General features: G+C 64.7%; 17 protein-coding genes. 14 read left to right on the plus strand and 3 right to left on the minus strand.

Annotation, left to right across the window (positions count from 1 at the left end; all coding sequences use genetic code 11):
• Nucleotides 1-68: 68 nt before the first annotated feature.
• Nucleotides 69-1,550, plus strand: a complete 1,482-nt coding sequence (locus tag ACE3QM_RS18050) for a lytic polysaccharide monooxygenase (RefSeq protein WP_374423810.1) — start codon at nt 69-71, stop codon at nt 1,548-1,550.
• Nucleotides 1,551-1,955: 405 nt separating this feature from the next.
• Nucleotides 1,956-3,458, plus strand: a complete 1,503-nt coding sequence (locus tag ACE3QM_RS18055; RefSeq protein WP_374423813.1) for a lytic polysaccharide monooxygenase — start codon at nt 1,956-1,958, stop codon at nt 3,456-3,458.
• A gap of 86 nt (nt 3,459-3,544) precedes the next feature.
• Here ACE3QM_RS18055 and ACE3QM_RS18060 read toward each other — a convergent pair whose 3' ends face one another.
• Nucleotides 3,545-3,856 (minus strand): DUF1484 family protein, encoded by a 312-nt coding sequence (locus ACE3QM_RS18060; protein WP_231463330.1) that lies wholly within the window; start codon nt 3,854-3,856, stop codon nt 3,545-3,547.
• A gap of 11 nt (nt 3,857-3,867) precedes the next feature.
• On the minus strand, nt 3,868-4,107 hold the full coding sequence (locus ACE3QM_RS18065; protein WP_048411196.1) for a hypothetical protein: 240 nt from the start codon (nt 4,105-4,107) through the stop codon (nt 3,868-3,870).
• Nucleotides 4,108-5,098: 991 nt separating this feature from the next.
• On the opposite strand from ACE3QM_RS18065, the gene ACE3QM_RS18070 reads away from it, so the two are divergent.
• The 5 genes from ACE3QM_RS18070 to ACE3QM_RS18090 are packed head-to-tail and all read left to right on the plus strand — an operon-like array spanning nt 5,099 to nt 11,049.
• Nucleotides 5,099-5,620: a fimbrial protein gene (locus ACE3QM_RS18070; protein ID WP_374423815.1), complete on the plus strand. Its 522-nt coding sequence runs from the start codon at nt 5,099-5,101 to the stop codon at nt 5,618-5,620.
• The gene (locus ACE3QM_RS18075; RefSeq protein ID WP_374423817.1) at nt 5,601-6,356 is read left to right on the plus strand and encodes a molecular chaperone; all 756 of its coding nucleotides are present in this window, start codon (nt 5,601-5,603) and stop codon (nt 6,354-6,356) included. Before ACE3QM_RS18070 ends, ACE3QM_RS18075 begins: the two co-directional genes overlap by 20 nt.
• Nucleotides 6,322-8,904, plus strand: a complete 2,583-nt coding sequence (locus ACE3QM_RS18080) for a fimbria/pilus outer membrane usher protein (RefSeq protein WP_374423819.1) — start codon at nt 6,322-6,324, stop codon at nt 8,902-8,904. Before ACE3QM_RS18075 ends, ACE3QM_RS18080 begins: the two co-directional genes overlap by 35 nt.
• Before the next feature lie 8 nt (nt 8,905-8,912).
• Entirely contained in the window at nt 8,913-10,310 is a 1,398-nt protein-coding gene (locus tag ACE3QM_RS18085) for a fimbrial protein (RefSeq protein ID WP_231463326.1), read from the plus strand.
• Entirely contained in the window at nt 10,300-11,049 is a 750-nt protein-coding gene (locus ACE3QM_RS18090; RefSeq protein WP_374423821.1) for a molecular chaperone, read from the plus strand. Before ACE3QM_RS18085 ends, ACE3QM_RS18090 begins: the two co-directional genes overlap by 11 nt.
• Here the strand turns inward: ACE3QM_RS18090 and ACE3QM_RS18095 are convergent.
• Nucleotides 11,010-12,413 (minus strand): cytosine permease, encoded by a 1,404-nt coding sequence (locus ACE3QM_RS18095; protein WP_374423824.1) that lies wholly within the window; start codon nt 12,411-12,413, stop codon nt 11,010-11,012. The two genes, ACE3QM_RS18090 and ACE3QM_RS18095, sit on opposite strands and share 40 nt — an antisense overlap.
• Before the next feature lie 231 nt (nt 12,414-12,644).
• On the opposite strand from ACE3QM_RS18095, the gene hemG reads away from it, so the two are divergent.
• The 7 genes from hemG (at nt 12,645) to ACE3QM_RS18130 (ending at nt 19,631) form a co-directional block, all read left to right on the plus strand.
• Nucleotides 12,645-13,976, plus strand: a complete 1,332-nt coding sequence (hemG, locus tag ACE3QM_RS18100; protein WP_374423826.1) for a protoporphyrinogen oxidase — start codon at nt 12,645-12,647, stop codon at nt 13,974-13,976.
• Nucleotides 13,977-14,125: 149 nt separating this feature from the next.
• Nucleotides 14,126-15,016: a glycine--tRNA ligase subunit alpha gene (glyQ, locus tag ACE3QM_RS18105; RefSeq protein WP_156183952.1), complete on the plus strand. Its 891-nt coding sequence runs from the start codon at nt 14,126-14,128 to the stop codon at nt 15,014-15,016.
• Nucleotides 15,017-15,060: 44 nt separating this feature from the next.
• On the plus strand, nt 15,061-15,486 hold the full coding sequence (locus ACE3QM_RS18110) for a surface-adhesin E family protein (protein WP_048411190.1): 426 nt from the start codon (nt 15,061-15,063) through the stop codon (nt 15,484-15,486).
• A gap of 14 nt (nt 15,487-15,500) precedes the next feature.
• On the plus strand, nt 15,501-17,561 hold the full coding sequence (gene glyS / locus ACE3QM_RS18115; RefSeq protein ID WP_374423830.1) for a glycine--tRNA ligase subunit beta: 2,061 nt from the start codon (nt 15,501-15,503) through the stop codon (nt 17,559-17,561).
• 51 nt (nt 17,562-17,612) lie between these two features.
• Nucleotides 17,613-18,158 (plus strand): D-glycero-beta-D-manno-heptose 1,7-bisphosphate 7-phosphatase, encoded by a 546-nt coding sequence (gene gmhB, locus ACE3QM_RS18120; RefSeq protein ID WP_048411188.1) that lies wholly within the window; start codon nt 17,613-17,615, stop codon nt 18,156-18,158.
• A gap of 26 nt (nt 18,159-18,184) precedes the next feature.
• Nucleotides 18,185-18,961, plus strand: coding sequence for a 1-acyl-sn-glycerol-3-phosphate acyltransferase (locus tag ACE3QM_RS18125; protein WP_048411187.1), 777 nt, complete (start codon nt 18,185-18,187; stop codon nt 18,959-18,961).
• Nucleotides 18,921-19,631: a M48 family metallopeptidase gene (locus ACE3QM_RS18130; protein WP_374423833.1), complete on the plus strand. Its 711-nt coding sequence runs from the start codon at nt 18,921-18,923 to the stop codon at nt 19,629-19,631. Before ACE3QM_RS18125 ends, ACE3QM_RS18130 begins: the two co-directional genes overlap by 41 nt.
• Nucleotides 19,632-19,636: the final 5 nt, after the last annotated feature.

Raw genomic sequence — 19,636 nt, forward strand, 5'->3', positions numbered from 1 at the left:
CAGCCTAGGCGGAGTGAAAACGCCGCCTGGGCCTGATATTCCTCACCCCCTGTTTATCAAGGAATGCTATGTCCGCACCCCGCAAGGCCGGCAGGCTCGCCCTGCCCGCGCTGGCCCTGAGCCAGATCGCCGCCTCCCTGATGCTGCTGGCTCCGGCCGGCGCCGGCGCCCATGGCTCGATGGAAGAGCCTATCAGCCGCATCTATTACTGCCGGAGCTCGGATAGCCCGGAAAACCCTAGAACCGCGGGCTGCCAGGCCGTCAAACAGCTGAACGGCGGACCGCAAGCCATCTATGACTGGAATGGCGTACGGCAAGGCAATGCCGGAGGCAATCACCAGCAAGTGGTGCCCAATGGCAAGCTGTGCGCCGGCGGCGACGGCAAAACGTTTGCCGGGCTGGATGCGGTCAAGGATCAGAACGGCCGTGCTATCGCCTGGCCCGCCACCACCATCAAGCCTGGTCCGGATGGCAAGTACACCATGACCTATCATCAGACCGCCAAGCATGCGACCGCCTATTTCAAATCCTATATCAGCAAGGACTCCTACGACTTCAGCCGTCCGCTGCGCTGGGATGACTTGCAGCCTATCGGCGATTCCGGCGCGCTGCCGCCGGAAACCAAGACCAAGCTGAGCGTCACCATCCCCGCCGGCATGCAGGGCAAGCGCGTGATTTACAATGTCTGGCAGCGCAGCGACAGTCCCGAGGCCTTCTACAGCTGTTCGGACGTCAACATCGTCGCCGACAACGTCGACTTCAAGCCGCTGGGGCCGCTGCTGGCCAGCCCGCACGATGCCAAAGTCAACTCCACCATTACGCTGCGTATTTTCGACAAGGCCCGCGGCACGGATCTTGAAAAGCACACCATCACGGTAGCGGCTGATCAGACTTCGCCGCAAGCATGGGCTTATGCATTGGCTGTCGAAGCCAACGCCATATCCCGCTTGGTCAAAATCGGCCAGTTGCAGAACGGTAAAGTAGTGCCGGTGCAAGATGCCACCGCCAACACGGTATTCGGTTTGGGCAAGGAATACAGCTTTGTGCTGGAGCACAAGGATGGCGGCACCAAGCCGCCGGATGAAATCGCGCCGGGCAAGGTCACGGTCAGCGGTCCGGCCAGCGCAGACAGCGGCGCCAATGTCAGCCTGTCGGCCCAGGCCGCCGTCGGCAGTAATCTGAAATACTTGTGGACAGTGTCGCCCAGCCTCTCTGGGCTGAACTTGAACACCGCCACCCTCAACTTCAAGGCTCCCGCCTTGAAGCAGGATACCGATTACACCTTCAAAGTCACGGTCAGCAATGCCTTGGGCAGCAATAACGCCACCCATAAGCTGAAGGTCAAGGCGGGCGGCACGCCGCCGCCCGCAGAGGGCAACTGGGATGCCCAGAAAACCTATGACAAGAAGTGCACCAAGGTGAGCCACAAGGGCAAGCAATGGATGAACGGCTGGTGGATTCGAGGTCTGGAGCCTGGCTCGGACGGCGCATGGGGGGCGTGGCGTATTGTGGGGTCGAGCAATATGCATAGCGAGTGCAAGGGCAAGTAAGGCCGGCATATTCGTCCGCGCTCCGCTGACTGCTGCTGACGCGCACGGCGGCATTCCGGCCTAGCGCCTGCCTACGATGACTGCGCGATGCAAGCAGGGCGGTGTGTTCGCGCTTGAAACGCTGATGTAGCGGCTGCGCATTGCGTCTTGCTGTCGTCTTCCTCTTGTTTTGCCTAGTCCGCGTGATCGCATAACGCGTTTTTGGAACCAAGCCCGGCAAGCATGCGCTTGCCGGGCTTTTTGCGTGAATGTCTGATTTTTATGTGTAATGAATGATTTTCAGCTTTCTTTGAGAATGATTGGGTGTCTGGCCAGGGTTTGGAACAATGCGGGCAAGTCGTTCACCAGCCGCTGCGGCTTGGGAATGAGCGGCAACTTAACCCTTAGACCGAGGTTTTTAGAACTATGACCGCATCTCGCAAAACCGGCAAAATCGTGCTGCCGGTATTGGCCCTGAGCCAGATCGCCGCTTCCCTGATGGCGCTTGCCCCGTCCACCGCCTCCGCGCACGGTTCCATGTCTTTCCCTATCAGCCGTGAAGTAGCGTGCAAGCTGGAGGGCGGGCATTGGAGCGGCACGAGCAAGTTCTCGGGCTGCGTGGCCGCGGCGTCCGCCGTGGATGACTGGACCGCGAATGCCCAGGGAGGCTCCGACGGCAAACATGAGCAGTTGGTGCCCAATGGCAATCTGTGTGGTGGTGGCAAGAAGGGAAGCTGGGCTGAGCTGGACAACCCGAAACACACTTGGCCTGCGGCAACGGTGCTCACACCCGGCGCGGATAGAAAGATGACCTTCCGTTATGCTCAGAGCGCTCCGCACTTCACCAAGTATTTCAAAGTTTACATTAGCAAGGACAGCTACAATCCCGCCAATCCGCTGACCTGGAATGACCTGGAACGGATTGGTCTGGATGAACGCAGGGATAAACCGGAGCTGACTGGGGACCTGGCAGCTCGTAAAGTCGGTTACACCGACATCGCGGTACAACTCCCGGCTTGGGCGACTGGCAAGCGCGTGGTTTACACCGTATGGCAGCGTGATCCGAATGACAACAATGAAGCCTTCTACTCCTGCTCCGATGTGGATATCGCATCGGCGAACAGCCAGTGGCAGCACAGCGGTGCGATCAATAAGCGCGATGTGGTGCTGAATCAGGGCATGAAAGTGACCATGCGAGTGTTCGACCGTGCTCGCGGCAGTGATATTGAACGCCATGAGATCACGGTGGCAGCTGGTCAGCAGCGACCGGAACAATGGGTGTTCGCCCTGGCCAAGCAAGTCAACAAGGACTCCAAGTTCGTTAAAGTGGGCAAGTTGGTAGGCAATGAGGTCCAACCGTTGGAGAGCGCAGACGAAAACTCGGTCTATGGCATCAACAAGGCTTACAACTTCGAAATTGAAACCTCGATGGGGGAAATCAAGCCGCCGGTGGACGACATCGCGCCGGGCGTGGTGAGCATCAGCGGCAAGACCGAAGCCAAGGCGGGCGAAGCCGTGAGCTTGCGTGCCAGCGCTGCCGCCGGCACCAATCTGAGCTATCTGTGGACGGTGTCGCCCAAGATCGATGGCCTGGCATTGAATACCGCCACCCTCAACTTCGCGGCGCCCAAGGTGAGCAAGAACACCGTGTACACCTTCAAGGCCACCGCCAGCAATGCGCTGGGTAGCAAGAATGCCACCCATGTGCTGACGGTCAAGGCCAATGACAACGGTGGCACGCCGCCGGTGGAAGGGGCTTGGGATGCCAAGAAGATCTATGACAAGGAATGCACCAAGGTCAGCCACAACGGTAAGGAATGGATGAATGGCTGGTGGACTCAGGGTAAGGAACCGGGTTCTGATGGCCAATGGGGTACTTGGCGCGTGCTTGGCTCCGCCGAAATGCACACCCAGTGCAAAGGCAAGTAAGCCCTTGACGGTGGCGGCTTGAGCGGCCGCCTCCGTCTTCGCCGCCCCGAGGCCGTCCAGGCCCCGGGGCGGTATTCATTCAGGCCTCAGCGCAAGCCCTCCAGCCCGTGCAAGGCCACTTCCATCTGCTGCTGAAACGGTTCCAGCAACACGCGCAGCTGTTTGCCGGCGAAGCCGTCTTCGTCATGCCGCAGCAATAGCGTCAGCACGCAACTCAAGGCCAGCTCGGCCTCGCGCAACACCGCCAAGTGGTCGATCAGCGCCTGCTCCAATTGCCGGCGCGCCTGTTGCGCCTGCGCCAGCGGCGCTTCGGCGCTCTGATCCACCGTTAGCGCGTGCAAGGCCTGCTCCAATTGCCGCAGCGCATGGCGGCCGGGGATAGGGATAGCCGTTTTCATCGTTGTCTCCTTCAATGCCGCGTCGCCAGCGCGCTCAGGCCGCTTTGCAGCCAATGCTGCGCCGGTTCCAGGGTGATGTGCAGCACATCGCAGGGGCAGGGTTGGGCACCGGCCTGGCGCAGCAGCGCCCGCACCGCGCGCAGGCTGTCATGGGCTTTGTGCAGATCGTTCAGCGCCGCGCGCAGATGGCGCTCGCGGATGTGCAACTGGCGTTCCAGCAGGTGCAGGCGTCCGGAAGTGAGGCCGGGCATGCGGCGTAATTGCTTGAGTACGAGCTTGAGTGGAAGAGAGGGAGATACTAAGGCGCGGTAGCGCCGGCTGGGTTGATGCGTCATCGGAAGGCTCCTATGGAAGAGCCTGCCTCCGCTGCTACGCGGATATGGCAGGCGGATGACGAGGGTAGCAGACCGGCCATAGCTCCGGCAGGCGCACGTGTGCGCCTCCCCGCCAGCGCCTGCCTTGGTAGGGCGGGACTATGGCGAGGCTATGGCTAATGAGCTGCTACACCCAAGTGCCGCAGAATCAGGCGGCACGCGGCGATTGTTGCCGATGGCAGCAGCAGGGTCAAGGCAAACGGCGTCGCGGCGTGAAGGAGGTGTGGCCGTGGCGCTTGCAATAGGGAATGGCGGACGGATGACAGGGGTAGCAGACCGGCCGCACAGACACACCGGTAGGCGCGTATGCGCCTCCCCGCCATCCGGCCGCCGTGGATGAGCCGTCGGCGCGGGCATGGGTTTGCGACGATGCCTGCCGTTGATGACGACAGGGGCAAGGCAGGCGGAGGGCAGAGTTAGCAGACCGGTCACAGGCACCCGGTAGGCGCAAAAGCGCCTCCCCGCCATCCGCCTGCCGTCTATTAAGCTATCGACACGGATATAGGCTTGCGGCGATGGTCGCCGCTGGCGGCGCGCGGGTCAAGGCGGCGGGCGCTTGTGGAGGCACGGGACAGGTTTGGAATCAGAAAACGATAGCGAGAGATGAATTTATATTTATTAGCAATGAAAGATTTTATTTGGGAAATATTAATTTTAAAATTAAATCCTAAATGACATAGAAGATAGTTGTAACCAAGGCCTGCGTTAGGGTATGCGTTTTGTATCTTAATGCCATGCCATTTTTAGGAATTATCCTATTTTTTGGCCGGGCGGCGAAAAATAAAATCGGCATGCCATGACCTCGGTTCATGGAAATACGCTGCGGGCCGGTGCTGGCATTGTCCCAAAATAATTAGTGAGGGGTTTTATGAAAAGAATCCTTATTGTGGCGGGCTTATGCGCTCCGGTTCTAGCGCAGGCCGGCAATACCATCAATTTCCAGGGGGAGGTGTCCACTCAAACCTGCTCGGTGGACATCAACGGGAATACCGCCAGCCCGGTGGTATTACTGCCCACGGTGCCGGCGAGCAGCTTGGACAAGAATGGCGCCGTGGCCGGGCAGACCGATTTCACCATCCGCTTGAGCGGATGTACCGCGGATGCCACCGCCGATACCCCGATCAGCGCCGTCTTCGTCGCTAACCGCTTGACGGCCACGGGCAATATCGGCAATGCCGGCACCGCCGGCAAGGTGGCCTTGCAATTGCTGGACCCGGCGTCGCCGGGAAGCCCGTTCAATCTGACTGGTGGCTACAAGGCGCCGGGCCTGGTGTTGAAGAAAGGCCAGACCACGGCCGCGTATGATTTTGCCGTGCGCTACTATGCCGAAGACGCCGCCAGCGCCGGAACGGTATTGGGCAGCGTGCAGTATGCGGTTTCCTACCAGTAAACGCGCCACTGCGGTCGCCTGTTGGGCGGCATGGCTGTTGTTGTTCGCCGGTCAGTTGGCCTGGGGCAGCGTGGTGCTGAACAATACCCGCATCATCTACCCCGGGCAGGCTCATGAGAGCAGTGTTCAGCTGAACAACCAGGACGCCAGCCCCAGCGTGGTGCAAGTCTGGGTGGACTCCGGCGATGAGAACTCCACGCCGGAGCAGGCCGTCGCGCCCTTCGCCGTGATGCCGGCGGTGTTCCGCATTGAAGCCAGGGCCGGTCAGACCGTGCGCTTGGTGTTCGACGGCAGTCCGCTGCCGCAGGACCGAGAGTCGGTCTACTACTTCAATCTGCTGCAGATCCCGTCTATCAATCAGGCTTTCTCCGGGCAGAACCAGATGCTGGTGATGCTGCGCAACCGGCTCAAGCTGTTCTACCGCCCGCCGACGATAGCCGGCCGCGTGGAACAGGCGCCCTGCCAATTGGGCTTCTCCGTGCAGCGCCAGGGCCGGGGCTGGCGTTTGAGCGCCGATAACCGCAGCGGTTATTTCCTGACGCTGAGCGGCGGTCAACTGATCAGCAACGGCAAGGCGCATGCCTTCAAAGCCGAGATGTTGACGCCGTTCTCCCGCGCCAGCTGGCCGCTGCCGGAGCTGACGCAGCCCCGGGCGCCGCTGTCGGTGCGCTTTAGGCATATCAATGACTACGGTGGGGTGAATGAGGTGGAGTCTGCCGCCGTGCTGGCGGAGTGATGCCGCCGGCGCTGGCTTCAAATGGCCGCTCGTTCTGCGCCCGGCATTGGCCGCCTGCCTGTCCGCCGGCCCGGCTTGGGCCGACGGACAGGCAGCGGACATGCCGGCCTTGCCCGTTTATCGTTTCGACAGCCGCTTGCTGCTGGGCAGCCCACTGGCGAATGGGCTTGAGCGTTTCAATCAGCCGGATCAGGTGGATCCAGGCGAATACTTGGTGGACGTTTTCGTCAATGGCGCATTTTATTCCCGCAAGACCGTGAGCTTCCGCCGTAGCGGCGAGCATCCGGTCCATGCCTGCCTGGATCGGGATTGGCTGCTCAGGGCCGGGATGCGACCGGAGAGCCTGGTGCCGGATGAGGAGGACGGCGCAGCGTGCCGACCATTGGCCTTGCGTATTCCCGGCGCCGGCAGTGTGTTCGATCTGTCGCGGCTGCGGCTGGATCTGTCCTTGCCGCAGGCGGCGATGCGGCGAACGCCACGCGGCCAGGTGGCGGAGGAGGATCTGGACGCCGGCGCGGCCATCGCCTTCGTCAATTACGACGTCAATGGCTACCGTGTCAGCAGCGGCGATGTCAGCAGCAACTACCATTATCTGGCCGCCGATGCCGGGGTGAATCTGGGGTTGTGGCGTTTGCGCCAGCAGTCCAATTACAGCGGCGGCACCGGTGGCGGGCGCTGGAATAATATTCGCAGCTATGCGCAGCGCGCGCTGCCCGGCTGGCGCAGCGAGCTGACGCTGGGCGACGGTTCCAGCGGCGGCGGGCTGCTGAGCGGCGTCGGTTTTCGCGGCCTGCAATTGCGCAGCGACGAGCGGATGCTACCGGATGGTTTGCGCGGCTATGCACCGGTGGTGCGCGGCGTGGCTGACAGCAATGCGCGGGTGGTGGTGCGCCAGGGCCAGCAGGAGGTTTATCAGACCGTGGTCGCGCCCGGTCCCTTCGTGATCGACGATCTGTTCCCCACCAGCTATCAAGGCGACTTGGAGGTGGAGATCACCGAGGCGGACGGGCAGGTGAAACGATTCACCGTGCCGTTCGCGGCGGTGCCGACATCGATACGGCCGGGCCAGGCGCGCTACAACCTGACCTTGGGCCAATTGCGCAACACGTTGGACGACAAGCCGCTGTTCGCCGATCTCGCTTATCAGCGCGGCTTCAGCAATGCGCTGACCGCCAATATGGGCGCGAGGCTGGCGTCGGGCTACGCCGCGGCGCTGGGCGGCGTGGTGTGGGGATCGCGCTTTGGTGCGCTGGGCGCGGACGCCACGTATTCCCGCTCGCGCGACAGCGACGGCGGGCCACTTATGGGCTGGCGCGCGGCCTTGTCGTATAGCCATACCCTCCAGCCAACCTCCACGGCCATCACCTTGGCCGGTTACCGTTACTCCACCCGCGGCTACCGCGATCTGGTCGACGCGGTGGGCGCGCGCCAGGCGTTCCGGCGCGGCGAGAGCTGGCATTCCAGCAGTTTCCAGCAGCGCAATCAGTTCACCGCCAGCGTCAATCAGCGGCTGGGCGGCTACGGTAGCCTGGCGCTGTCCGCGTCGATCAGCGATTACTACAGCGGCAAGCAGCGGGACGGCCAGTTGCAGCTGAGCTATCAGCATCAGATCGGTTCTGTCGGCTACGGGGTGTCGGTCTCGCGCCAGCGCGTCGGCCAAATGGGCCGCGCCCTGCCGATGCTGGACAGCGGGCGGGTCGGCAATACCGTGTCGTTCAATCTGTCCATGCCGTTGGGCACCGCGCGGCGTGCGCCCATGCTGGCGGCGTCCAGCAGCCGCAGCGGCGGCGAGGGCAATCAGCAATTGTCGCTGAGCGGCAGCGCCGATGAGGCGCAGACACTCAGTTATGGCGTCAATGTGGCGCGCGCTGTCCCCGACGGTTCTGGCAGCTTGAGCGCTAATGCGCAGAAGCGCTTTGCGCCGGTGACGCTGGGCGGCAGCTATTCACGGGGGCGTGATTTTTCGCAGGTCGGCGTCAGCGCGCGCGGCGCGCTGGCGCTGCATCGCGGCGGCGTGACTTTGGGGCCGTACCTGAGTGAAACCTTCGGCCTGGTGGAAGCGCCCGGCGCCAGCGGCGCGGTGGTGCGCAATGGCTTGGGCGCGACGGTGGACCGCGCCGGTTATGCGCTGATTCCGGCGCTGACGCCTTACCGCTACAACGAGGTGGCGCTGGACAGCAAGGGCCTGGCGGCAGGCGTGGAGCTACTGGGAGACCAACAGCGCACCGCGCCGTACGCCGGAGCGGCGGTGCGGCTGAAGTTCGCCACCCGCAGCGGCCAGGCAGTGTTGATCAAGGGATGGCTGGCCGATGGCTCGGCCTTGCCGATGGGCGCAATGGTGTACGCGGAAGACGGCGCCAATATCGGCATGGTGGGCCAGGGGGGGCAGGCTTATGCGCGGGTCGGCGCGCGCAAGGCCAGCTTGCGAGTGAAATGGGGCGATGACGCGGATAGTCAATGCGTATTGCCGTACACGCTGGCGGACGAGACGGGTAGCCGGTCCATCGTCCGTCTGGAGGCGGCGTGCGCGCCGCTGCCCAATCCATGAGGAGCAAGATGAAATATCAATCCGATGCCTTGGGCGCTGCGATGCTGCTGGTGGGGGCCTTGTCCAGCATGTCGGCGCAGGGCGCCTGTTATCGCGTGTCGCGCTCTTCGCCGACGACCGATATCAATGCGGTGGACTATGTCGAACCCGGCAGGGGCGAGGTCAGGATTTGGGACGGTGCGACGGATACTGCCGGCCAGGGGGCGCTGGCGATGACCATCAATATCAATAACGAGGCGTTCCAGCCGGACGGCACTTTATTGGCCAGCAAGGTGCTGAGCATCTATGACTTGGGTTCCGGCCATACCGGCGGCTATGCGCCGGAGCAGGTGCTGTTTCGCTGCTCGCCGGAAGAAAAGCCGGAGACTTTTTATGAATACTATTCGACCAATGGCGACAACGATTGGGCCGGCAAGGACGAGGAGGGCAGCGCCATCGGTCTGCCGCAGGCGTATCGCACGGTACAGCGCGGCCTGATGGCGCGGGTGACCAATCTGAATACCGGCGAGTACGCGTCGCGCTATTGGAAACGGCGGCCGCTGGTGCTGGATATGGCCAATGATCGCGATGAGCGCGGCTGGTATCTGATCAAGGCCAAGCACTTCAGCAACTACAAGGTGGAGTTTTTCAAATACAGCCAGTCCAAGGGGTCGGGAGACATAGGCTGGCAGGACGGGCCGGCCGGCCAGAACTGGATGTATGCCCAACCCATCGCCTATAGCGCGTTTCAGGGCGGCGGCGGCTCGCCGTGGTTGAGCGAGGGCGCCGACCATAATCAAAACTTCAGCGGCTGGTTTTGGGATTGGCCCGGCGCGATCAATCCGTATCAGGTGGTGAAGGTGCGCCGCAGCGCCAGCTGCCGCGTGGAGACGGTGACGCCGGTGGTGGCGTTTCCGGCGATCTCGGTGGCCGAGTTGGAGCAGGGCGGGCAACGCACGCTGCCGGTGGACATCCGCCTGCAGTGCCAGACCGGCGCGCCGGCCAATGCCGGCCTGAGCGGTTTTCAAAGCGGCACGGCACAGGGGCAGACGGCGATGGGGCTGCTGGTGCAGCCGGCAAATTACCAGGCGGCGTTGACAGAAGGCCTGGGCACGAGTGGCGGCGGGGTCAGCCACCTGCTGTCCGACGGTTACGGCGTCAACCCGGCGGTGGCGACCGGGGTGGGCGTGGCGTTGCGGAGGCCAGGCGGCCAAGTGCTGAATCTGCTTAGCGACGTGCTGCTCACCGGGGGCGGCGGCGATGCCGGCTGGTATCCGGTACTGCAAGACACCGCCGAACTGGGCAGCCAGGATGGCTGGACCCGCTATCAGGCGCGGATGCAGGCGGTGCTGACCCGTTTGCCGGGCAAGAGGGTCAAGGCCGGAGGCTTGAACGCGACGGCGCAGGTGGTGATCCGTGTGCAATAAGGCCTGGCGCTGGGGCTTGCGCGGTTTGCTGTGCCTGCTGTGCGGCAGCAGTTGGGCTGGCCTGATGGCGGAGTCCACGCGGGTGGTGTTCGCCGGCGGCAGCGCCGAGCAGTCGCTGCAATTGATCAATCTGAATCGCTATCCGGTGCTGGTGCAGGCTTGGGTGGATGATGGGCGGCTGGACTCCGGCCCGGACACGCTGGGCGCGGAGGCGGCGGTGATGCCGATGCCGCCCATCTTTCGTCTGAACCCGGATGGGCAGATCAGTCTGCGCTTGATCGCGACCGGCACCCCATTGCCCGTGGACCGAGAGTCGCTGTTCTGGCTGAATCTGTATGAAATCCCGCCGGCGCGCATGGATTTGCCGGCGGCGGCCCGGACGCTGACAGTCACGCTGCGTACCCAGATGAAGGTTCTGATGCGGCCAGCCGGACTCCGTGCTGCGCTCGAGGACTTGCCGCGGTGGCTGCGCTTCGCCGTCACGCGGGAGCCCGGCGGCGCGCAGTTGCGCATAGACAATCCCAGCCCTTATTTCGCCAGCTTCCGTGCCTTGGAACTGCGCTGCGCCGGCTTGCCCGCGCTGGCGTTGGCGGCGGACATGGCTCCGCCGCTGGCGGCCCTGAGCCTGCCCTTGCCAGCGTCTTTCCATTGCGAGGACGGCGCGGCGACAGCGCGCTTCCTGCTGCTGGACGACGACGGTCAACCCTTGGCCGGCGAGACCCGCGTGGGCGAGCGTTGAACGCGCCGGCGCGCTAGGCAGAAATACAGCGCGCCGGGCGCGATCAGTCCCACCAGCCAGGAAATGTCCACCTGCCCCAGATAGGGCAACAGCGGACCGCTGTAAAAACGGGTGGCGATGAAGGGCAGCTGCGCCAGAAGGCCAAACAGATAGCTGGCGATGCCGACCCGGTTCCAGCGTCCATAACGGCCGTCGGGATCGCTCAGGGCGGCAAGGTCGTACTGTTCCTGGTTGACCCAGTAGTAGTCCACCAGATTGATGGCGCTCCACGGGGTGAAGAAGGTCAGCAGGAACAGGATGAAGGATTTGAAATGCAGCAGGAAATCGTGCTGCGCCGCCAGCGCGATCGCGGCGGACAAGCCGACGATGGCCAGCACGAACACCAGGCGCTGGCGGCGGCCTATCTTCGCTTCGCGCTGGAAGCCGCTGAGCATGGTGGCCAGGCACATGAAGCTGCCGTAGGCGTTCAGCGTGGACACGGTGATCTTGCCAAAGGCGATGCTGAAGAACAGGAAGCTGGCCATTGCGCCGCTGGCGCCCAAGCCGACGATGTAGGCCACTTCCTGGCCGACGAAGCGCGGGCCGGCCAGCGCGGCGGCGAACACGCCCAGCGTCATCGCGATCTGCGCGCCCAATACCGAGCCGCCGCCCACGCATAGAAAGGTGCGCAGCGGCGATACGCCGCTGGGCAGGTAGCGCGAGTAGTCGGCGACGTAGGGACCGAAGGCGATCTGCCAGGAGGCGGACAGCGACACCGCCAGCAGGAAGCTGTCCCAGGCGAAGCGGTGATTGCGCAGCAGCGGCGTGATGTCGTTGACGCTGAGCAGGCGCGCGAACAGATAGGCGAAGGCGATCAGGCCGAGCACGGTGGCGGCGCGGCCCAGCAGGTGGATCATCCGGTAGCCGCATGCCGCGAACAGCGCGATCACGGCGGAAAAGATCAGGATACCGGCGCTTGGGCTGAGGCCGGTCAGCTGGGCGATGGCCTGGCCGGATAGAATGGTGCCGGTGGTGTTGAAACCGATATAGAGCACACAGACCAGCGCCAGCGGCAGGGTGGCGCCCAGCACGCCGAACTGCACGCGGCTGGAAATCATCTGCGGCAGTCCCAGCCGCGGCCCCTGCGCGCCATGCAGCGCCATCACCGCGCCGCCCAGCACCTGGCCCAGCAGCAGGCCGATCAAGGACCAGAACACATCGCCGCCCAGCACCACCGCCAGCGCGCCGGTGATGATGGCGGTGATCTGCAGATTGGCGCTGAACCATAAGGTGAATTGACTGAGCAGGCGGCCGTGGCGTTCGTTCTCCGGGATGAAGTCTATTGCCCGGGTTTCGATCAGGCTGGCTTGAGGCGGGGAATTCATCAGCGTTCTCCTGTGTGCCGGCTAAACCGGGGCAGTTTCCGGCGCGGGCGGTGGGACCTCGACTCTAAATGTCTATACAGATTGTGGTCAATTGTTATGTAATATATTAATTTTTGGCGGGAGCGGACCGGCTTGCGCCTGGTCAACAGGGGGGAAAGCCGCGCTTGGCATACTGGCCGCCATCCAGGGCCGCCACGGGCGGCCCTGGCCTATTCAAGCGGGAGTGATGAAATGATTGTGGTGATCGGCGCCGGGGTGTCCGGCCTGTCCTGTGCCTGGCAGCTGCGGCGGCGCGGCGTGGAGGCGGTGGTGTTGGAGGCGTCCGCGCGCGTTGGCGGCAAGGTGCTGAGCCTGGATCTGGAGCCGGGGCTGATGGAGGCGGGGCCGAACACCTTGCTGGCGGACGAGGCGCTATGGCAGTGGCTGCTGGAGCTGGGCCTGACGCCGTTGACGCCGGCGCCTGGCCCGCAACGCCGCTATGTGTTGCTGCACGGCCAATACCGGGCCTTGCCCGCCAACCCGGCCGCGCTGCTGGCCGGTTCCTACTTCAGTTGGGGCGCCAAGTGGCGCTTGCTGAGCGAGCCCTGGCGCCGTTCCACGGCGGCGGAGGCGGAAACGGTGGCGGATTTTTTCCGGCGCCGGCTGGGCGAGGAGGTGCTGGCCAAGGCGGTGGATCCCTTTGTCGGCGGCGTGTTCGCCGGCGATCCGGAGACCTTGCTGATGGCGGAATGCCTGCCCGGGCTGGCGGCGGCGGAGCGCGAGGCCGGTTCGATGGCGTTGGGCATGTGGCGGCGCTGGCGGCGCGGCGACGCGCGGCGCAAGCGGATGTGCACCTTGCCGGGGGGGCTGTCCAGCCTGGCCCAGCGGCTGGCGCGCGATCTGGACGTGAGGCTGGAGTGTCCGGCGCAGGGCCTGGAGCGCGTCGATGACGGCTGGCGGGTGCTGACGCCGCAAGGGCCGCTGCCGGCCCGCGCGGTGGTACTGGCGCTGCCGGCGCCGCAGGCGGCGTCCTTGCTGAGCGTCTGCGAGCCGGAATGGGCGCGCGCTTGCGCGGCGGTGCGCTACGCGCCGCTGACCGTGGTGGCGACCATGGCGGCGGACGAGGATTTGCATCGACCGCTGGCGGGCTTCGGCGCGCTGCATCCCGCGGCGGAAGGCGCTTTGGCCCTGGGACATCTGATGTCCAGCCGGACGTATCCACACACGGCGGCGCCGGGCGCGCGGCTGGTGACCAGCTTCATCGGCGGCAGCCGCCAGGCGGAACTGGCCGCCTTGCCGGACCCGGCGCTGTTGCAGCGCTTGAACCTGGAACTGGCGCGGCTGTTCGGCCTGCGGGGCGCGCCGCTGAGCCAGCGCGTCGTGCGCTGGCCGCAGGCCTTGCCGCAGGGCACGGCGGCGATGACGGCCTTGCGGCCGCTGGCCGCCGCCGCGAGCGCGCGTGGTCTGCACGCCTGCTCCAACTGGCTGGACGGGGTGTCGCTGCCGGACTGCCTGGCCAAGGGGCGGGCGTTGGCGGATAGGCTGGCGGAGCAGGCCTTGGCGCGCGGCGCATCCGTCGGCTGACGTCGTGGCGGCGGCGGGCCGCGGGCGGGAAGGGGAGATACAGGCCGGTTTCGCCGGCCTTTTTGATTTGCCGCCAACGGCTTGGCTTTGCGTGGGGGGCGCTAGGCGGTAGAATCGGCCTTTGACTTTTCACTTTGCTCACCACGTCTATGCTTACCTTCCAGGAAATCATCCTCACGCTCCAGCACTATTGGAACCGCCAGGGCTGCGCCTTGCTGCAGCCTTACGACACCGAAGTGGGCGCGGGGACCTCGCACACCGCCACCTTCCTGCGGGCGTTGGGACCGGAGCCGTGGAACGCGGCCTATGTGCAGCCGTCGCGTCGTCCCAAGGACGGCCGTTACGGCGAAAACCCCAATCGTCTGTTCCAGCATCATCAATTCCAGGTGGTGTTGAAGCCGTCTCCGTCCAACATCCAGGAGCTGTACCTGGGCTCGCTGCAGGAGCTGGGCCTGGACCCGACGGTGCAGGACATCCGCTTTGTCGAGGACGACTGGGAAAACCCGACGCTGGGCGCCTGGGGCCTGGGCTGGGAAGTGTGGCTGAACGGCATGGAAGTGACCCAGTTCACCTATTTCCAGCAAGTGGGCGGTCTGGACTGCAAGCCGGTGCTGGGCGAGATCACTTACGGCCTGGAACGGCTGGCGATGTATCTGCAGGGCGTGGAAAACGTCTACGATTTGATCTGGACCCATCTGCCGGACGGCCAGCCGGTCACTTACGGCAATGTGTTCTTCCAGAATGAAGTGGAACAGTCCAAGTACGCGTTCGAGCACAGCAATGTCGAGCTGCTGTTCCGCCAGTTCAACGACTACGAGGCCGAGGCCAAGTCGCTGCTGGAAGCCAGCTTGCCGCTGCCGGCCTACGAGATGATTCTCAAGGCCGGTCACACTTTCAACCTGCTGGACGCGCGCGGCGCGATCTCGGTGACCGAGCGCGCCACCTATATCGGCCGCATCCGCACCTTGTCCCGCGGCGTGGCGCAGGCGTATTACGACGCCCGCGAAGCGCTGGGCTTCCCGATGTGCCGGCAGGCCTGATCGTGGCCGCCGCCCCCTTGTCGTCTTTCGCTGAAGGAATGCGCATGAAAGCCTGTTTCGCCTGCTTTTGCGCCGCGCTGGCGCTGCCGGCGCTGGCCGAGCCCGCCGCCGACTGGGTGGCGTATCAGGACGGCAAGGCGCTGCAGCTGGCGATAGACGGCAATTCGCTGTGGCTGGGGCAGGACGGGCTGGTGCACTTCGTCAACCAGGAACGGTTCGACAAGGTCCAGTACGAGAAAAGCTATAAGCTGAAATTCAATATCCGCCGCAGCGTAGGTTACGCCGACTGCGGCAAGTACCAGTATGTGTTTGTCAGTTCCGACTACTTTGATCGCAACAACAAGCACCTGTTCTCAACCATGTTTCCAGTGCCGCGCCACGCCTGGAAATGGCAGCCCGTGTATCAGGGATCGGTCGCCGACGCCATGATGAAGGTGATCTGCGAAGCCGCCGGGGCCGCCAAGCGTTAAGTTTTAGAGTGAATATGAACCAGACATTGCTGATTGAGTTGCTCACCGAGGAGCTGCCGCCCAAAGCGCTGGAAAAGCTGGCCGCCAGTTTTGCCCAGACCATAGGCGACGAATTGAAGAAAATGCAGTTCGCGCCGGCCGACGCCGAAGCAACGGTCTACGCCTCGCCGCGCCGCCTGGCGGTGCAGCTGGCCAATGTGGCCGCCTTGCAGCCGGACCAAAAGGTCACCCGCAAGGGCCCGGCGGTGGCCGCCGGCATGAAGGACGGCCAGCCGACGCCGGCGCTGGCCGGTTTCGCCCGCTCCTGCGGCGTGGAGGTGTCCGCGCTGTCCACCATGAGCGACGGCAAGCAAGATGTATACGCCTACGAGAGCGTCAAGCAAGGCCAGCCGCTGGCCGCGGTGCTGGCCGACGTGGTGGCGCTGGCGCTGAAAAAGCTGCCGGCGCCCAAGCTGATGCGCTGGGGCAGCCTGGACGTGCAGTTCGTGCGCCCGGTACACGGTCTGATCATGTTGCACGGCGACACGGTGGTGCCGGGCGAGGTGCTGGGCCTGCACAGCGGCCAGCGCACCCGCGGTCATCGCTTCCTGTCCCAGGGCGAGGTGACGGTGGCCAATGCCGACGCCTATGCCCGCACCCTGCATGAATCCGGCAAGGTGGTGGCCAGTTTCGACGCTCGCCGCGAACTGATCCGCCACAAGCTGACCGAGGCCGCCGCCCGCCTGAACGCCACCATCGCCGCGCCGGAGGCCTTGTTCGACGAGGTGACCGGCCTGGTGGAATGGCCGGTGGTGCTGGAAGCCGGCTTCGAGGCCGAGTTCCTGCGCGTGCCGCAGGAGTGTCTGATCCTGACCATGCAGCAGAACCAGAAGTATTTCCCGCTGCTGGACGCGTCCGGCAAGCTGATGAACCGCTTCCTGCTGGTGTCCAACCTGGAAACCGCGGACCCGTCCTTCATCGTCGGCGGCAATGAGCGCGTGCTGCGCGCGCGCCTGTCCGACGCCAAGTTCTTCTTCGAGCAGGACCAGAAGGCGCGGCTGGACAGCCGCTTGCCGCGTCTGGCCAATGTGGTCTACCACAATAAGATCGGTTCGCAGCTGGAGCGCGTCGAGCGCCTGCAGAGCATCGCCGGCGCCATCGCCCATGAGCTGGGCGCCGACGCCGCGCTGGCCGCCCGCGCCGCCTACCTGGCCAAGGCCGATCTGGTGTCCGACATGGTGGGCGAATTCCCCGAGCTGCAGGGCGTGATGGGCATGTACTACGCCCAGCACGACGGCGAGCACGCCGAAGTGGCCGCCGCCATCGAAGGCCATTACCACCCGCGCTTCGCCGGCGACACGCTGCCGGAAGGCAAGATCGCCACCGCGGTGGCGTTGGCGGACAAGCTGGAAACCATCGTCGGCATCTGGGGCATCGGCCTGATCCCCACCGGCGACAAGGATCCGTTCGCCTTGCGCCGCGCCGCGCTGGGCGTGGTGCGCATGGCGCTGGACGCGGACCTGGACCTGAAGGCGCTGCTGGACATCGTCGCCGCCGCCTTCCCGGCCGGCAAGCTGTCCGCCACCGTGGCCGACGAGGTGTTCGGCTTCATGATGGACCGCCTGAAGAACTTCCTCGCCGCCGATTACAAGGGCGACGAGATCGACGCGGTGCTGGCGCTCTCGCCCAGCCGGCTGGCGGAAGTACGCGCGGTGTTGTCCGCCGTCGCCGCTTTCAAGGCGCTGCCGGAAGCGGCCGCGCTGGCCGCCGCCAACAAGCGGGTCAAGAACATCCTGAAAAAGGCCGAAGGCGAAGTGGGCGCGGTGAATCCGGCGCTGCTGAGCGAAGCGGCCGAGCAGGCGCTGTTCGCCGCCGTCGAGCAGTTGGCGCCGCAGGTGGACGATAAGTTCGCCGCCCGCGATTTCGCCGCCGCGTTGACCCAGCTGGCCTCGCTGCGCGCGCCGGTGGACGCTTTCTTCGACGGCGTGATGGTGATGGCGGACGACGCCGCGGTGCGCAACAACCGCATCGCCCTGCTGGCGCGGCTGGCCGGCTTGTTCAACCGCGTGGCCGACATTTCGCTGCTGGCGGAGTAATCCCACGGGGCGGCTCAGGCCGCCCCGGCATGTTCCAGACGGGGAAAAACCGTGAAACTAGTCATTCTCGACCGCGATGGCGTGATCAATCAGGACCGCGACGATTTCGTCAAATCGCCGGCGGAATGGGTGCCGATCGAGCATAGCCTGGAGGCGATCGCCAATCTGACCCAGTCCGGCTGGCGCGTGGTGGTGGCCACCAATCAATCCGGCATCGGCCGCGGCCTGTTCGATGTGCAGGCGCTCAACGCCATGCACGAGAAGATGCACCGGCTGGTGGGGCAGGCCGGCGGGCGCATCGACGCGGTGCTGTTCTGTCCGCACGGCCCCAGCGCCGGCTGCGATTGCCGCAAGCCGCTGCCGGGCATGGTGCTGGAGATCGCCGAGCGCTTCAATGTGAAGCTGGACGGCTTGCCGCTGATCGGCGACAGCCGCCGCGATCTGGAATCGGTGGCGGCGGTGGGTGGCCTGCCCATCCTGGTCAAGACCGGCAAGGGCGCCAAGACGCTGGCCGACGGCGAGCTGCCGGCCGGCACCCTGGTGTTCAACGATTTGTACGATGCCGCGGAATATTTGATCGATTCGCGCGAGCGCTGATTTTTGATAAGGATACTTTCCCAAGCATGCTGAGTTTATGGCTTCGTAATCTGCTGTACTGGCTGGTGCTGATCGTGATCACGCCGCTGTTCTTCTTCCTGCTGCTGCTGTCCGCGCCGCTGCCGCGCCGCGCGCGCCATGTGTTCGGCGTCAGTTGGGCGCAGAGCCTGCTGTGGATGCTGGAGCATGTGATCGGCCTGAAATACAAGGTGTTGGGCGCGGAGAATATTCCGGATCAGCCCTCGGTGATCTGCTCCAAGCACCAGTCCGGCTGGGAAACGCTGGCCTTGCAGAAGATCTTTCCGTGGCAGGTGTACGTGGCCAAGCGCGAGCTGACCTGGATTCCGGTGTTCGGCTGGGGCCTGGTGCTGATGAACCCCATCATCATCAACCGTTCCGACCGCGCCAACGCCAACCAGCGCCTGCTGGAGCAGGGGCTGGAGCGCAAGCGCCACCGCTTCTGGATCACGGTCTTCCCGGAAGGCACCCGCACCAAGCCGGGCGTGGTGGGCAAGTACAAGCTGGGCGCGGCGCGCATGGCCAAGCAGTTCGACATGCCGCTGGTGCCGGTGGCGCACAACGCCGGCGAGTTCTGGCCGCGCAACGCCTTCCTGAAATACCCCGGCGAGATCACCGTGGTGGTGGGCAAGCCCATCGTGCCGGATGAGGCGCTGGGGCCGGAGGCGATGATGAAGGATGCCGAGCAGTGGATCGAGGCGCGTCAGCGCGAGATCGGCGGCGTCGGCCCGTTCGCGGACGCGGATGAAAAGCGCAAGCGTCTGGCTGCGTCTGCCGCTGCCTGACGGCGAGGTGGACGTGGTGCTGACCCGGCGTCCGCGCAAGAGCGTGGGCATACGGGTCAGCGCGGGCAGGGTGGAGTTGGTCGCGCATCCGGCGGTCAGCGCCGCCCGGCTGCGCGAAGTCTTGTTCGAACGCCGCGACTGGATCGCCGGCCATGTGGCGCGGCAAAAGCTGGCGCGGCAGCAGGCGGCCGATCTCAGTCAGCTGCGCTGGCAGGGCGAGCCCTTGCCCATCGTGCTGACGGCCGGCGCGCGCCGTAGCGCCCGGCTGTTGCCGGAGGGGGTGCTTGTTACCGGTATCGCCGAGGGCGACGCGGCGGGGCTGAAACAGGTGGTATGCCGATTTTTCCAGCGCGAAGCCGCCTTGCGTTTTCCATCGCGGCTGGCGGAACTGGCGCGCGCTTGCCGCCGCCAGCCCAGCGGCCTGCAATTGTCGTCGGCGCGCACGCGCTGGGGCAGTTGCACCGCGGCCGGGGTGATTCGCCTGAATTGGCGCTTGCTGCAAGCGCCGCCGGCGGTGCTGGACTACGTGATCGCCCACGAGCTGGCTCACCTGGAACACATGAACCATTCGCCGGCGTTCTGGGCGGAAACCGCGCGCCTGTACCCGGATTGGCAGACGGCGCGGCGCTGGCTGAAGCAGCACGGCGCCGAGCTGTTCCATTTTGATTGATGAAT

This window comes from Chromobacterium sp. (assembly GCF_041912965.1).
Classification (GTDB): domain Bacteria; phylum Pseudomonadota; class Gammaproteobacteria; order Burkholderiales; family Chromobacteriaceae; genus Chromobacterium; species Chromobacterium aquaticum.

Excerpts from the sequence above, each read along its gene's own strand:
- glyS (WP_374423830.1), top strand. The coding sequence starts at position 15,501 with ATGAACCAGACATTGCTGATTGAGTTGCTCACCGAGGAGCTGCCGCCC.
- ACE3QM_RS18055 (WP_374423813.1), top strand. The coding sequence starts at position 1,956 with ATGACCGCATCTCGCAAAACCGGCAAAATCGTGCTGCCGGTATTGGCC.
- hemG (WP_374423826.1), top strand. The coding sequence starts at position 12,645 with ATGATTGTGGTGATCGGCGCCGGGGTGTCCGGCCTGTCCTGTGCCTGG.
- ACE3QM_RS18095 (WP_374423824.1), bottom strand. The coding sequence starts at position 12,413 with ATGAATTCCCCGCCTCAAGCCAGCCTGATCGAAACCCGGGCAATAGAC.
- ACE3QM_RS18080 (WP_374423819.1), top strand. The coding sequence starts at position 6,322 with ATGAGGTGGAGTCTGCCGCCGTGCTGGCGGAGTGATGCCGCCGGCGCT.
- ACE3QM_RS18070 (WP_374423815.1), top strand. The coding sequence starts at position 5,099 with ATGAAAAGAATCCTTATTGTGGCGGGCTTATGCGCTCCGGTTCTAGCG.
- ACE3QM_RS18125 (WP_048411187.1), top strand. The coding sequence starts at position 18,185 with ATGCTGAGTTTATGGCTTCGTAATCTGCTGTACTGGCTGGTGCTGATC.
- ACE3QM_RS18130 (WP_374423833.1), top strand. The coding sequence starts at position 18,921 with ATGAAAAGCGCAAGCGTCTGGCTGCGTCTGCCGCTGCCTGACGGCGAG.
- ACE3QM_RS18085 (WP_231463326.1), top strand. The coding sequence starts at position 8,913 with ATGAAATATCAATCCGATGCCTTGGGCGCTGCGATGCTGCTGGTGGGG.
- ACE3QM_RS18060 (WP_231463330.1), bottom strand. The coding sequence starts at position 3,856 with ATGAAAACGGCTATCCCTATCCCCGGCCGCCATGCGCTGCGGCAATTG.
- ACE3QM_RS18065 (WP_048411196.1), bottom strand. The coding sequence starts at position 4,107 with ATGCCCGGCCTCACTTCCGGACGCCTGCACCTGCTGGAACGCCAGTTG.
- ACE3QM_RS18050 (WP_374423810.1), top strand. The coding sequence starts at position 69 with ATGTCCGCACCCCGCAAGGCCGGCAGGCTCGCCCTGCCCGCGCTGGCC.
- glyQ (WP_156183952.1), top strand. The coding sequence starts at position 14,126 with ATGCTTACCTTCCAGGAAATCATCCTCACGCTCCAGCACTATTGGAAC.
- ACE3QM_RS18075 (WP_374423817.1), top strand. The coding sequence starts at position 5,601 with ATGCGGTTTCCTACCAGTAAACGCGCCACTGCGGTCGCCTGTTGGGCG.
- ACE3QM_RS18110 (WP_048411190.1), top strand. The coding sequence starts at position 15,061 with ATGAAAGCCTGTTTCGCCTGCTTTTGCGCCGCGCTGGCGCTGCCGGCG.